This window comes from Pseudomonas sp. GW822-FHT02G04, assembly GCF_058802085.1.
In genome coordinates this window covers 53,813-67,212 of sequence record NZ_JBXANU010000011.1, presented here as the reverse complement: position 1 = coordinate 67,212, position 13,400 = coordinate 53,813, and the positions used below count along the sequence as shown (strand labels likewise).

Annotated in this window: 11 protein-coding genes; 1 reads left to right on the top strand and 10 read right to left on the bottom strand. The window is 60.1% G+C overall.

Translation table 11 applies throughout. The features are described 5' to 3' along the window. Positions 1 to 5: 5 nt before the first annotated feature. The 9 genes from AC1RO5_RS15895 to hutC all read right to left on the bottom strand — a co-directional run bounded on the left by AC1RO5_RS15895 (position 6) and on the right by hutC (position 11,227). Positions 6 to 1,415, bottom strand: a complete 1,410-nt coding sequence (locus tag AC1RO5_RS15895; RefSeq protein ID WP_493176129.1) for an amino acid permease — start codon at positions 1,413 to 1,415, stop codon at positions 6 to 8. 150 nt (positions 1,416 to 1,565) lie between these two features. Further along, complete coding sequence (gene hutH, locus AC1RO5_RS15890) at positions 1,566 to 3,104, bottom strand: histidine ammonia-lyase (RefSeq protein WP_493176128.1); 1,539 nt, start codon at positions 3,102 to 3,104, stop codon at positions 1,566 to 1,568. Positions 3,105 to 3,216: 112 nt separating this feature from the next. Then, positions 3,217 to 4,740, bottom strand: a complete 1,524-nt coding sequence (hutH, locus tag AC1RO5_RS15885; protein WP_493176126.1) for a histidine ammonia-lyase — start codon at positions 4,738 to 4,740, stop codon at positions 3,217 to 3,219. Positions 4,741 to 4,884: 144 nt separating this feature from the next. Next, positions 4,885 to 5,715, bottom strand: coding sequence for a quaternary amine ABC transporter ATP-binding protein (locus AC1RO5_RS15880; RefSeq protein ID WP_007936770.1), 831 nt, complete (start codon positions 5,713 to 5,715; stop codon positions 4,885 to 4,887). Beyond that, positions 5,712 to 6,563 (bottom strand): ABC transporter permease, encoded by an 852-nt coding sequence (locus tag AC1RO5_RS15875; RefSeq protein WP_019650806.1) that lies wholly within the window; start codon positions 6,561 to 6,563, stop codon positions 5,712 to 5,714. Before AC1RO5_RS15875 ends, AC1RO5_RS15880 begins: the two co-directional genes overlap by 4 nt. A gap of 70 nt (positions 6,564 to 6,633) precedes the next feature. Beyond that, positions 6,634 to 7,602 (bottom strand): ABC transporter substrate-binding protein, encoded by a 969-nt coding sequence (locus AC1RO5_RS15870; RefSeq protein ID WP_019650807.1) that lies wholly within the window; start codon positions 7,600 to 7,602, stop codon positions 6,634 to 6,636. 171 nt (positions 7,603 to 7,773) lie between these two features. After that, positions 7,774 to 9,456 carry a urocanate hydratase gene (gene hutU / locus AC1RO5_RS15865; RefSeq protein WP_493176123.1) on the bottom strand — a complete coding sequence of 561 codons (1,683 nt, stop codon included), beginning with the start codon at positions 9,454 to 9,456 and terminating at the stop codon, positions 7,774 to 7,776. 467 nt (positions 9,457 to 9,923) lie between these two features. Continuing rightward, the gene (locus AC1RO5_RS15860; RefSeq protein WP_493176121.1) at positions 9,924 to 10,493 is read right to left on the bottom strand and encodes a HutD/Ves family protein; all 570 of its coding nucleotides are present in this window, start codon (positions 10,491 to 10,493) and stop codon (positions 9,924 to 9,926) included. Positions 10,494 to 10,516: 23 nt separating this feature from the next. Next, on the bottom strand, positions 10,517 to 11,227 hold the full coding sequence (hutC, locus tag AC1RO5_RS15855) for a histidine utilization transcriptional repressor HutC (RefSeq protein ID WP_170948611.1): 711 nt from the start codon (positions 11,225 to 11,227) through the stop codon (positions 10,517 to 10,519). A 146-nt stretch (positions 11,228 to 11,373) separates the two neighbouring features. Here hutC and AC1RO5_RS15850 point away from each other — a divergent pair, with 146 nt between their 5' ends. Beyond that, positions 11,374 to 12,738 (top strand): formimidoylglutamate deiminase, encoded by a 1,365-nt coding sequence (locus AC1RO5_RS15850; RefSeq protein ID WP_493176119.1) that lies wholly within the window; start codon positions 11,374 to 11,376, stop codon positions 12,736 to 12,738. Between the two features lie 88 nt (positions 12,739 to 12,826). Here the strand turns inward: AC1RO5_RS15850 and AC1RO5_RS15845 are convergent, their stop codons facing one another. Beyond that, positions 12,827 to 13,396: a lipocalin family protein gene (locus AC1RO5_RS15845; RefSeq protein WP_493176117.1), complete on the bottom strand. Its 570-nt coding sequence runs from the start codon at positions 13,394 to 13,396 to the stop codon at positions 12,827 to 12,829. Between the last annotated feature and the right edge of the window lie 4 nt (positions 13,397 to 13,400).

Sequence of the window (13,400 nt, the reverse complement as noted above, 5' to 3'; positions counted from 1 at the left end):
TTAGGTTATCGATGAGAAAAAGAAGGTTCCTGTTCCACCGGTACCGCCTTGCCTGCCGCCGGTTTGACCCACGTCAGGTAGGCCAGCACCAGCAACACAATCCAGACCACGCCAACGATCAACGCTGCCTGGGTGTCCGGGAAATAGCCCAGCACGCCGAAGATGAACAGCATGAAGGCAATCGCCGCCATCGGCGCATAGGGCCAGAATGGCACCGGGAATTTCAATTGCGCGACCTGCTCGGCACTCATGGAGCGACGCATGGCCACTTGGGTGAACAGAATCATCAGCCAGACCCACACCGTGGCAAAGGTCGCGATGGAGGCGATCAGCAGAAAGACGTTTTCCGGGATCAGGTAGTTCAGCAACACACCCAGCAGCAGCGCGCAGCTCATCACTATCACCGTCAACCACGGCACGCCATTGCGCGACAAGCGGGCGAAGCCTTTCGGTGCATGCCCTTGCTGAGCCAGGCCATACATCATGCGGCCCGCGCCGAAGATGTCACTGTTGATGGCCGACACCGCCGCCGAGATCACCACGATGTTGAGGATGGTTGCCGCCGAGCTGATACCCAGGTTGTCGAAAATCTGCACGAACGGGCTGCCTTGGCTGCCGATCTGCTGCCACGGGAAGATCGACATCAGCACCAGCATCGTCAGCACGTAGAACAGCAAGATACGCAACGGTACGGCATTGATCGCTCGGGGCAGCACATGCTGCGGATCTTTGGCTTCGCCGGCGGTAACGCCGATGATTTCAATACCGCCAAAGGCAAACATCACCACCGCAAACGAGGCGATCAAGCCGCCCACGCCATTGGGCATGAAGCCGCCCTGGGTCCAGAGGTTGCTGATATCGGTCGCCTGGGCACCGGGCGCATTGCTGATGCCGAACAGCATGATGCCGAAGCCGCCGAGGATCATCGCGACGATGGCCGCGACTTTGAGCAGCGACAACCAGAACTCCATTTCGCCGAAGACTTTGACGTTGCACAGGTTCAAGCCACCGACCACCGAAACGATGCCCAGCACCCAGATCCAGCGGGAGACTTCCGGAAACCAGAAACCCATGTATATGCCGAACGCGGTCACGTCGGCCATACCGACAATGACCATTTCAAACGCGTAGGTCCAACCGAGGATAAAGCCCGCCATCGGCCCCAGATAGGTGCTGGCGTACTGGCCGAATGAGCCGGCCACCGGGTTATGCACCGCCATCTCGCCGAGGGCGCGCATGACCATGAACACCGCCGCGCCACCGATCAGGTAAGCGAGCAGGACCGCGGGGCCGGCCATTTGAATGGCTGAGGCAGAACCGTAAAACAGCCCGGTGCCGATCGCCGACCCCAGTGCCATGAAGCGAATATGTCGGGCAGAGAGCCCGCGTTTCAAACCTTTTGCTGGCTGTTGCATTTCTCGTCCTTAATTATTTTTATTGGCGACATGATCGTTCCCACGCTCCGCGTGGGAATGCCTCTGGGGACGCTCCGCGTCCAGTGACGCGGAGCGTCACGGGGCTGCATTCCCACGCAGAGCGTGGGAACGATCATCAGAGAAGGGCCGTTACAGGCTAGGCAGCAACTTCGCCGTCACCAGGCCATTCAGGCAACGCGTGGCCAACAACTCACTGGCCGCATTGATGTCCGGCGCAAAGAAGCGATCCTTCTCATAGAACGGCACTTCGGCACGCAGGATGGCGCGGGCTTTTTCCAGTTTTGGCGAGGTTCTCAGACCGTCGCGCAGATCCAGACCCTGGGCCGCCGCCAACCATTCCACCGCGAGAATCCCGCGAGTGTTCTCGGCCATTTCCCACAGACGCTTGCCGGCAGCCGGCGCCATGGACACATGGTCTTCCTGGTTGGCGGAAGTCGGCAGGCTGTCCACCGAATGCGGATGGGACAGCGCCTTGTTCTCGCTGGCCAATGCCGCCGCAGTCACCTGGGCGATCATGAAGCCGGAGTTCACACCGCCATTGGCCACCAGGAACGGCGGCAGTTGCGACATGTGTTTGTCCATCATCAGCGAGATGCGGCGCTCGCTCAGGGAGCCGATTTCGGCGATGGCCAGGGCCATGTTGTCGGCGGCCATGGCCACCGGCTCGGCGTGGAAGTTACCGCCGGAGATCACGTCGCCTTCAGCGGCGAACACCAATGGGTTGTCCGATACGGCGTTGGCTTCGATGGCGAGCACTTCGGCGGCCTGACGGAACTGGGTCAGGCAGGCGCCCATGACTTGCGGCTGGCAGCGCAGGGAGTACGGGTCCTGGACCTTTTCGCAGTTCTGGTGCGAGTCGGACACTTCACTGCGCTCGCCCAGCAAATCGCGGTAAGCGGCAGCGGCATCGATCTGGCCTTTCTGGCCGCGAGCGGCATGAATGCGTGCGTCGAATGGCGAGCGCGAGCCCAGTACCGCTTCGACCGTCAGGCCGCCAAGGGCCAGAGCGCCGGCGAACAGATCTTCGCCTTCGAACAGACCACGCAGGGCGTAGGCGGTGGACACCTGAGTGCCGTTGAGCAGCGCCAGGCCTTCTTTCGCCGCCAGGGTCAGCGGTGTCAGACCGGCGACTTTCAGCGCTTCGGTGGCGGGCAGCCATTCGCCTTTGTAGCGCGCCTTGCCTTCGCCCAGCAGCACCAGCGACATGTGCGCCAACGGCGCCAAATCGCCGGACGCGCCGACCGAACCTTTCAAAGGAATATGCGGGTAAACCTCGGCATTGATCAGCGCGATCAGTGCATCGATCACCTGACGACGAATGCCGGAGAAACCACGGCTCAGGCTGTTGACCTTGAGCACCATGACCAGCCGCACCAGGGCGTCGCTGATCGGCTCGCCGACACCGGCGGCGTGGGACAGCACCAGCGAGCGCTGGAGGTTTTCCAGGTCTTCGCTGGCGATGCGGGTCGAGGCCAGCAGGCCGAAACCGGTGTTGATGCCATACGCGGTGCGGTTCTCGGCGAGGATCTGTTCCACGCAGGCAACGCTGGCTTCGATTTGCGCCGAAGCGCTTTCGTCGAGGGTGATTTTGACCGGTTGCTGATAAACATCACGCAGTTGGGCAAGGCTCAGTTGGCCGGGAATCAAATTAAGCGCAGTCACATTCATTCTCCTTTTGAGAGCATTTTTATTAACTAACCAGACGCTCCGGAGATATCCGTTGTCCGTCGCTTCCCGCCTTTTGGAGGGGCCGCGCCTTGGCACGCTGGTATTGTGGAAATCAGTTGAGGTTCGGTAAAGCCTTGTGCAGCAAAATCGGGTCTTTCAAAACAGCAGCAGCGCTGGCGATGTCCGGCGCCAGCCAGCGGTCCTGGTCGTAAGCCGGAATACGTTCGCGCAGCAAGCGCCACGCGACATCGGTGCCAGCGCCGAAGCGTTGTTCTTTCAGGAATTCAAAGGCCTGGGATGCCAGCAAGTATTCGATGGCGAGAATCTGTGTGCAGTTTTCCAACGCGCGGTGCAGCTTCAGCGCGGCGTTGGTGCCCATGCTCAGGTGGTCTTCCTGCAAGCCCGAAGTAACGTAGTTATCGAGCACCGCCGGCTGCGCCAACTGGCGGTTTTCCGCACACAGCGACGCGGCGACGTATTGCACGATCATCATCCCCGAGTTCACGCCCGGATTGGCCACCAGAAAGGCTGGCAAGCCGCTGACGTGCGGGTTGACCAAGCGGTCCAGGCGACGTTCGGCGATGGAACCGATTTCGGCCATGGCGATCGCCAGCAAGTCAGCTGCCAAAGCAACCGATTGGCCGTGCGGATTGGCCTGGGACATGACGCGGAAGTTGTCCGGCGTGCCCAGCAGCAACGGGTTGTCGGTGACGGCGTTGAGCTCGGTTTCGATCTGTTTTCTGGCGTGTTCCAGCTGATCGCGGGCAGCGCCGTGCACTTGTGGAATCGAGCGGATGCTCAGCGCATCCTGAGTGCGAATGCCTTTGCTGCTGGCGATCACTTCACTGCCGTCGAGCAACGCTCGCAGATTGATACCCACTTGTTGCATGCCCGGATGCGGCTTGAGCGCGATGATCTCGGCATCGAACGCGGCAATCTGCCCGCGCTGGGCTTCGAAGCTCATGGCGCCGATCACATCGGCCCACTGCACCAGGTTCGTTGCATCGGCCAGGGCCAGGCAGCTGAGGCCGGTCATGCACGGTGTGCCGTTGACCAGGCACAAACCATCTTTGGCACCCAGTTGAACCGGTTGCAGCCCTTCTTCGGCCAAGGCTTGTTGTGCAGAAACGATCTGCCCGCGATAGCTGACATTGCCGACGCCCAGCAGCGCGATGCCGATGTGGGCCATGTGGGTCAGATAACCGACCGACCCCTGGGACGGTACTTGCGGAGTGATGCCGCGATTGAGCAGCGCCAGCAACGCTTCGACCACCCGACGGTGAATGCCGGATTTGCCATGGCTGTAGTTGTGGATCGCGGCGCAGAGGATCGCACGAGTCTGTTCGTCGGACAGCGGAGCACCGACGCCGCAGGCATGGCTGAGCAAGGTGTTGCGCGACAGCTGGCTGAGTTGTTCGTCCTTGAGCGAGACGTTGCACAAGGCGCCCAGGCCGGTATTGACGCCATAGGCACGCTCGCCGCTGGCGACGATGCGCTGGACGATCGCCTGGGCATTCTCGATCCGCGCCCAGGCCTGGGCCGACAGCTCAAGCTGCGCGCCGTGGCGGGCTACCGCGACCACATCCTGCCAACGCAACGGGGCATCGGCGATAACGATTTTTTCAGCCTGGGACATCTAGAGCCTCATACAAAATTCATGGACGTATGACACCTGTGGCGAGGGAGCTTGCTCCCGTTCGACCGCGCAGCGGTCGCAGATTTTCAGGGCCGCTTCGCAGCCCAGCGGGAGCAAGCTCCCTCGCCACAAAAACGATCAACCTCAAACCACCGCCGCCCGCCGCTGTACGAACCGGTCTACATACTCATCAGCCGGCGAATGCAGGATCTCTCGTGGCGTGCCGACCTGAATCAGCCGGCCATCCTTGAGGATCGCGATGCGGTTGCCGATGCGCACGGCCTCGTCGAGGTCGTGGGTGATGAAGACGATGGTCTTGTGCAGGGTCTTTTGCAGTTCCAGCAACTGGTCCTGCATTTCGGCGCGGATCAGCGGGTCGAGGGCGCTGAAGGCTTCGTCCATCAGGATGATGTCAGTGTCCGCCGCCAAGGCGCGAGCCAGGCCCACACGCTGGCGCATACCGCCGGAAAGCTGATGCGGGTATTTATTTTCGTAGCCCTTCAGGCCCACGGTGTTGATCCAGTGCAGCGCGCGCTCGGAGCACACCTGCTTGCTCTCGCCACGCACTTTCAGGCCGTAGGCGACGTTATCCAGCACGCTTTTGTGCGGCAGCAGGCCGAAGCTCTGGAACACCATGCTGATCTTGTGCCGGCGAAATTCGCGCAGGGCTTCCATGTCGTATTGCAGGATGTCCACACCGTCCACCAGGATCGCGCCACTAGTAGGGTCGATCAGGCGGTTGAAGTGACGCACCAGGGTCGACTTGCCGGATCCCGACAGGCCCATGATCACGAAGATCTCGCCGGTGCCGATGCTCAGCGACAGGTCATTCACGCCGACCACGCAACCGGTTTCGGCCAGTACCTGGTCTTTGGTTTTGCCCTGGCTGATCATGCCCAGCGCATCCTTGGAACGGTTGCCAAAAATCTTGAAGACGTTTTTGACTTCAATCTTGCTGATGGCTGCGTTGCTCATTTGCTCACCTCATGCCGTGCACGACCGTACGCCTGTGTAATGCGGTCGATCACCACTGCCAGAATCACGATCGCCAGACCGGCCTCAAGACCACGTCCGACGTTGAGGGTCTGAATCCCCACCAATACGTCTTCACCCAAGCCACGGGCACCGATCATCGAGGCAATTACCACCATCGACAGGGCCATCATGGTGGTCTGGTTGATCCCGGCCATGATGCTCGGCAGGGCCAGCGGCAGTTGCACGCCGAACAGTTGCTGCCAGCGGTTGGCACCGAAGGCGTTGATGGCTTCCATCACTTCACCGTCGACCTGGCGAATGCCCAGATCGGTCAGGCGGATCAGCGGCGGCGCGGCGTAGATCACCGTGGCGAAAATCGCCGGGACCTTGCCCAGGCCGAACAGCATCAGCACCGGAATCAGGTACACGAAGCTCGGCATGGTTTGCATGATGTCCAGCAGCGGCATCAGTATCGAACGCAGGCGATTGCTGCGCGCAGAAAGAATGCCCAACGGAATGCCGATCAGCACCGAGATGACCGTCGCCACCATCATCAGCGCCAGGGTCTGCATCAGCTTGTCCCAGAGACCGACCGCGCCCACCAGGAACAGCAAACCGACGATGACCGCCGTGGTCACGACTTTGCGGGTCGCGTGCCAGGCAACGCCCGCCACGATCGCCAGCATCAGCCACCAGGGCGCCGCACGCAGCAGCCCTTCAAGATTGACGATGGCCCACAGCAGGGTGTCGGAGATGCTGCGGAACACGTCGCCGTAGTTGGTGACCAGCGTATCGACCCAACCGTTGACCCAGTCGGCGATGGAAAAGGTAAAGCTTTCGGGAAACATAAGAGACTCTCAATCAAGGGGTTGCGATCAAGCATCCGACTGCCGTTGCCGACAGTCGGAGAGGCTCAACCTACAAGGCCGCGTCGATTTTCTTGGCTGCGTCGTCGCTCACCCATGCGTGCCAGACTTCAGGATGTTCCTTCAAGAAGATCTTGGCCAGTTTTGGCGACTCGATCCGCTCTTTGGCCATACGCCCGAGGTTCTGATTCAGCAGGTCGATCGGCAGGTTGACCTTTTCCAGCACGGTCACCAGTTCCGGGGCCTGCTCGTGGAAAGTCTTGGACAGGCCGACCTTGATGGTCACGCGCTTGTCGACACCCGGTTTTTCTTCCAGTTTGACCACGTCGATCTGGCCCATCAGCGGGGTTGGCGACCAGTAGTAGAACAGGATCGGCTCGCCACGCTTGTAGCTCGACAGCACCGCCGCATCCAGCGCCGGGCCGGTGCCTGGACGGAAGTTGGTGTAGCTGTTTTCCAGGCCGTAGCTTTTCAGCATTTCGCTGTTATCCAGCTCGCAGGTCCAGCCGGCCGGGCAGTTGTAGAAACGGCCTTTGGATGGCTCTTCGGCGTCCTTGAATACCGCGGAATATTTGGCCAGATCGGCAATGTTTTTCAGGTCCGGAGCCTTGGCTTCCAGCTTACGCTTGGCGTCGCCTTCGATCACGTAGCGCGGCACGTACCAGCCTTCGACGGCACCCACCACCGGAGCGCCGACACCGACGACTTTGCCGGCCTTCTCGGCCTTGTTCCAGACTTCGCTGCGGCCGACCCACTCTTCGGCGAACACTTGGATGTCGTTGCTGCTCAGGGCGTTTTCCATGGTGATGGAGTTGCCCGGCAGGCTGTCGGTCTTGCAGTCGTAGCCTTTCTCCAACACGACTTGCAGCACGTCGGTCAGCAGCATGGCACTTTCCCAGTTCAGGCCGGCGAATTTCACCGGTTTACCCGATTCGCACCAGCCAGCCGCCTGGGTGGCACCGGCACTGGCCAGCAGGCCCATGGAAAGCAAAGTGGTCAGCAGGGTCTTGTTCGATTTCATTGTGTGACGCTCCTAATCATGAGTTGGCTTACGGCAGTCAAGAGGCATCCAGCCCTGTCCACATCCAATCAGGCCTGCGCAACCGCGCGACCCGCCCCGCTTGTTGTTAGGTCTGCAACGTCGTGATCTCTGCAGGAGCTGCCACGGCAGCTCCTGCAGCGGTCTTTTCTCTTATTTGCCGGTGATCATCGGCAGGTTCAGCCCCTGTTCCTTGGCGCAGTCGATCGCGATCTGGTAACCGGCATCGGCGTGACGCATGACACCGGTGGCCGGGTCGTTGTGCAGCACGCGAGCGATACGCTCGGCCGCTTCGTCAGTACCGTCGCAGACAATCACCATGCCCGAGTGCTGGGAGAAGCCCATGCCGACGCCGCCGCCGTGGTGCAGGGAAACCCAGGTCGCGCCGCTCGCGGTGTTCAGCAGAGCGTTGAGCAGTGGCCAGTCGGACACGGCGTCGGAACCGTCTTGCATCGATTCGGTTTCGCGGTTCGGGCTGGATACGGAGCCGGAGTCCAGGTGGTCGCGACCGATCACGATTGGCGCGGACAATTCACCGCTGCGCACCATTTCGTTGAACGCCAGACCGAGCTTGGCGCGCAGACCCAGGCCAACCCAGCAGATACGTGCCGGCAGACCCTGGAAGCTGATGCGCTCGCGGGCCATGTCCAGCCAGTTGTGCAGGTGAGCGTCGTCCGGGATCAGTTCTTTGACTTTAGCGTCGGTCTTGTAGATGTCCTGCGGATCGCCCGACAGCGCAGCCCAACGGAATGGGCCGATGCCACGGCAGAACAGTGGACGGATGTAAGCCGGTACGAAACCCGGGAAGTCGAATGCGTTTTCCACGCCTTCTTCTTGCGCCATCTGACGGATGTTGTTGCCGTAGTCGAAAGTTGGGATACCTTGCTTCTGGAAGTCGAGCATCGCTTTGACGTGCACGGCCATCGATTGCTTGGCGGCTTTGATCACAGCAGCCGGCTCGGTCTTGGCGCGAGCGCGGTACTCTTCCCAGGTCCAACCGGCTGGCAGGTAACCGTTGAGCGGATCGTGGGCGCTGGTCTGGTCGGTGACCATGTCCGGACGCACACCGCGACGGACCAATTCCGGCAGGATTTCTGCCGCGTTACCCAGCAGGGCGATGGAAATCGCTTTGCCTTCTTTGGTGTATTTGGCGATGCGCGCCAGCGCGTCGTCGAGGTCTTTGGCCTGCTCGTCGACATAACGGCTTTTCAGGCGGAAATCGATGCTCACTTGCTGGCATTCGATGTTCAGCGAGCAAGCGCCGGCCAGGGTTGCGGCCAGAGGTTGAGCGCCACCCATGCCGCCCAGGCCAGCGGTCAGTACCCACTTGCCGGTCAGGTTGTCGTTGTAGTGCTGGCGACCGGCTTCAACGAAGGTTTCGTAGGTGCCTTGAACGATGCCCTGGCTGCCGATGTAGATCCAGCTGCCGGCGGTCATCTGGCCGTACATGGCCAGGCCTTTGGCGTCCAGTTCGTTGAAGTGTTCCCAGCTCGCCCAGTGCGGTACCAGGTTGGAGTTGGCGATCAGAACGCGCGGGGCGTTGCTGTGGGTCTTGAACACGCCGACCGGCTTGCCGGATTGCACCAGCAGGGTCTCGTCGTCGTTCAGGTTGGTCAGGCTTTCGACGATCTTGTCGTAGCATTCCCAGTTACGTGCCGCACGACCGATACCACCGTAAACCACCAGTTCTTTAGGGTTCTCGGCGACTTCCGGGTCGAGGTTGTTCATCAGCATGCGCAGCGGCGCTTCAGTCAGCCAGCTCTTGGCGGTCAGCTTGTTACCACGGGCAGCGCGGATTTCAACATCACGAAACTTGGTAGGTTTAATGTCAGTCACGAAAAAGACTCCTCAGCAATCAATCCAAACCAGCCCAGGCAGTGGGCGAGCAAGCCAATGGGCATCAGTGCACACCGGCGAATCAGTGGACGATGGTTGAGCCCTCGTGACTCATACACATACGTCTTTACTTGTACATACAAGCATATGCAATCAAGCGGCCAACTTGTTGGTTGAGCATCCAAGAAAGTTTCTGGAAGGGCTGTAAAGCGCCTGGATCAAGGGTTCTGGCGTAGATGAAATTTTTCGGGGGGATTTTTTCGGCGACGCGCTGGTTGTTACTTGAGCGTGGTTTTGCGCCACGCTGGGGCGTTCGGTAACAAATTGGTGCGCGATGGGGAACGCTTAAAAGCAAAAGATCGCAGCCTTCGGCAGCTCCTACATTGATCGTGCTCACCACAAATATTGTGGATGGACATCGAACCTGTAGGAGCCGCCGAAGGCTGCGATCTTTTGGGGATGTTGAATCAGCGTGCGATCAGCTCGATCACACAGCACGAACCATTGATGGCGACGTCCAGCAGACCGACGTTACCGTCCAGTTGCAGGCAATCATGGCGACCGAGTTGCGATGCGCTGTTACCGACTTTCACTTCAAGCGCTTCACTGACACTGAACACCAGCAGAGTCCCGGCTTCACTAAAAAACCGCTGCTTACCTTCCAGCCACTGCAACCGCGCACTGTAGCGATCCGGCGCATAAATCAGGTTGAAGTCGCGAATCGCTCCACCGAGCAATGCGCAGGACACATGACTCTCACCACTGAAAGCAAACGGGTCCAGCGGTAACAACGCCCGCGTGTCCTGGCCATCGACGCGCAAGGTCATGCCCTCGCCTTGCAGTACGGTGATCACCCGCTCATAACCGGCAAAGGTGGAAAACCCACCCGACTCGCCAATGTCGGCAATCGACAGGCGCCAGCCAAAGCCATCAAGGCCTACACCCGTATCGCGAGTAATTTCTTCAGTGCTGCCGCCACCGTTTTTCCACGGCATGCGCGGGTAATCGGTTGCGCGTAAGACCTTCAACTGCCCCATTTGTGTCTCTCTACTTATGGTTCTTATTTATGGAACCGCCCTTCCAGACGATGACGGGAACCGGGGTGGATCAAGCGGGCGGCGGTCACTGGCTGACGGCCGGACCAGGTGCGGCGACGAATCAGCAGGCACGGCTCGCCCTTTTCAATCTGCAGCAACTTGCATTCGGACGGCTCGGCGAGAATCGCTTCGACCACATGCTCGCCTTCGGTCAATGGCGCGACCTGATTCAGATAGGCGTATGGCGTTTGCAGGGTGAAGTCTTGCTTGAGGTACTCCGGCGCCACCAGTGCATTGACGAAACGGTCTTCGATTTGCACCGGGATATCGTTTTCGAAATGCACGATCAGCGAGTGGAACACCTTCTGGCCTTCGCGCATGTCCAGGGCCAGGGCACGCTCGGAACCGGCGGCCTCTTCTTCAAGGGTGATCACCTTGCACGTGTGACGATGGCCACGGGAGGCGATCTCGTCGGCGATGTTATGCACTTCAAACAGCGCAGACTGACTTTTCGGCTCGGCGACGAACGTTCCGACGCCTTGCATACGCACCAACAGGCCGTCGGCTGTCATCTCGCGCAGGGCGCGGTTGATGGTCATGCGGCTGAAACCCAGCTGGCTGACCAACTCGCTTTCCGACGGAACGCGGTAGTGCGGCGGCCAGTTTCCACTGTCGATTTGCTGGGTAATCATCTGTTTCACGCGGGCGTACAAGGGCGCCGGACTGTCGCCCATGTTCGCGGCCAACGGGGAGACTGCAGGCGGAGTCGGCACGGTATTTCCCTGTTCGTTTAGTAAAGGTTGCTAGCTTGCCGGAGTTTACCGAGCAGGCAAACGTCTGTATATGTATATACAAATAACACACGATGGGGTGCTGAACCATGTCCGCCTTCTTTGCCGAACGCGCGCTGCTGCCTAGTGGATGGGCCAACAATGTACGTCTTGAAGTCAACGCCAATGGCGTGCTGACCCATATCCAGGCTGATTCCCACGCAGATGGCGCCGAACGGTTGAGCGGTCCGCTGCTGCCGGGAATGCCGAATTTACACTCCCACGCCTTCCAGCGGGCCATGGCCGGCCTGGCGGAAGTGGCGGGTAATCCGAATGACAGTTTCTGGACCTGGCGCGATCTGATGTATCGGCTCGTCGGAAAAATCAGCCCGGACCAACTCGGGGTTATCGCCCGTCAGCTGTACATCGAAATGCTCAAGGCCGGTTACACATCGGTCGCGGAATTTCATTACGTCCATCACGACAATAATGGCCAGCCGTATGCGGACCCGGCCGAACTGGCACTGCGCATCAGCCAGGCGGCCAGTTCCGTCGGTATCGGTTTGACCTTGCTGCCGGTGCTCTACAGCCATTCCGGTTTTGGCGGCCAGGCCCCGAACGAAGGCCAGCGCCGTTTTATCAACAGCACCGAAAACTACCTGAAGCTTCAATCACGTTTGCAACCGATTCTGGCGCAACAACCGGCGCAGTCGCTCGGCCTGTGTTTCCACTCGTTACGCGCGGTCACACCGCAGCAGATCAGCGAAGTGCTGGCGGCCAGCGACAAGCAGTGCCCGGTACACATTCACATCGCCGAACAACAGAAGGAAGTCGATGACTGCCTGAGCTGGAGCGGGCGCCGTCCGCTGCAATGGCTGTACGAAAATACCGAAGTCGATCAGCGTTGGTGCCTGGTCCATGCGACCCACGCCAATCCGGAAGAAGTCACGCTGATGGCCAAGAGCCGCGCCATTGCCGGCCTGTGCCTGACCACTGAAGCCAACCTCGGCGACGGGATTTTCCCGGCGGTGGATTTCCTGGCGCAGGGCGGGCGCATGGGTATCGGTTCCGACAGCCATGTGTCGTTGAGCGTGGTGGAAGAATTGCGCTGGCTGGAATATGGACAGCGTCTGCGCGATCAGCGGCGTAATCGTTTGTATGGCGCGAATCAGCCGATGGTCGGCCGCACGCTGTACGACGCCGCGCTGGATGGCGGTGCCCAGGCGTTGGGGCAGCCGATTGGTGCCCTGGAAGTCGGCAAGCGCGCGGATTGGTTGGTGCTCGACGGCAACGATCCGTACCTGGCGACGGCCAGTGGCGACGGGATTCTCAATCGTTGGTTATTTGCCGGTGGCGATCGCCAGGTGCGGGATGTGCTGGTCAATGGCCAGTGGGTCGTGCGCGATGGGCGGCATGCCGGCGAAGAAGAGAGCAACCGGGCATTCACCCAAGTCTTGCGCGACCTTCTGGGCTAAACGGCAAAAGCAAAAGATCGCAGCCTTCGGCAGCTCCTACGCGCCTGTGGGAGCTGCCGCAGGCTGCGATCTTTTTTCAACCGCGCCGCTAATTCGAAGTCTTGGCCATTTTGCTATCCGACGCGCGCCAGATCAGCCGCGTCGTGTCATACCCTTGCTGACGCGCCCTGCTCAGCAGTTCTTCACGCACTACGCCATTGACCGTCGGGGTCCGTGACAGCAGCCAGAGGTGATGGCGGCTCGGGTCGCCGACAATCGCGGTCTTGTAGTCATCGCTGACGTACAACACCCAGTATTCTCCCTTCGACACACCGGGTATCAATCGCGAGAACCAGGTATCGAATTCGACCCACAGTTTGTCGGCCTTGCCGGGTACCTGTGGATAAGCCTTGCCCTTGGCCTCTTCCCATTGCCACTCCGAGGTCAGGCAGCGGTTCAGCACCGCCATCTCACCGTCAGGCTTGAGGCTGTAATGGGCTTCGGATTGCGCACAGTTGCGCTGGAAATACACCGGCAGACGCGCCAACTCGTACCAGGTTCCCTGGTAGCGCTTGAGGTTGACGCTGTTGACGGTCTTGGGCGCCAACGGATCTACGCCAGACGAGGCGCAGCCGGCCAATACCAGGCCGGCCAAAAGAACGATCAGGAACCGCTTCATTATT

Excerpts from the sequence above, each read along its gene's own strand:
- hutC (WP_170948611.1), bottom strand. The coding sequence starts at position 11,227 with ATGGGCGACAGTCCGGCGCCCTTGTACGCCCGCGTGAAACAGATGATT.
- AC1RO5_RS15845 (WP_493176117.1), bottom strand. The coding sequence starts at position 13,396 with ATGAAGCGGTTCCTGATCGTTCTTTTGGCCGGCCTGGTATTGGCCGGC.
- AC1RO5_RS15850 (WP_493176119.1), top strand. The coding sequence starts at position 11,374 with ATGTCCGCCTTCTTTGCCGAACGCGCGCTGCTGCCTAGTGGATGGGCC.
- AC1RO5_RS15870 (WP_019650807.1), bottom strand. The coding sequence starts at position 7,602 with ATGAAATCGAACAAGACCCTGCTGACCACTTTGCTTTCCATGGGCCTG.
- AC1RO5_RS15880 (WP_007936770.1), bottom strand. The coding sequence starts at position 5,715 with ATGAGCAACGCAGCCATCAGCAAGATTGAAGTCAAAAACGTCTTCAAG.
- hutH (WP_493176128.1), bottom strand. The coding sequence starts at position 3,104 with ATGAATGTGACTGCGCTTAATTTGATTCCCGGCCAACTGAGCCTTGCC.
- AC1RO5_RS15875 (WP_019650806.1), bottom strand. The coding sequence starts at position 6,563 with ATGTTTCCCGAAAGCTTTACCTTTTCCATCGCCGACTGGGTCAACGGT.
- AC1RO5_RS15860 (WP_493176121.1), bottom strand. The coding sequence starts at position 10,493 with ATGGGGCAGTTGAAGGTCTTACGCGCAACCGATTACCCGCGCATGCCG.
- hutH (WP_493176126.1), bottom strand. The coding sequence starts at position 4,740 with ATGTCCCAGGCTGAAAAAATCGTTATCGCCGATGCCCCGTTGCGTTGG.
- AC1RO5_RS15895 (WP_493176129.1), bottom strand. The coding sequence starts at position 1,415 with ATGCAACAGCCAGCAAAAGGTTTGAAACGCGGGCTCTCTGCCCGACAT.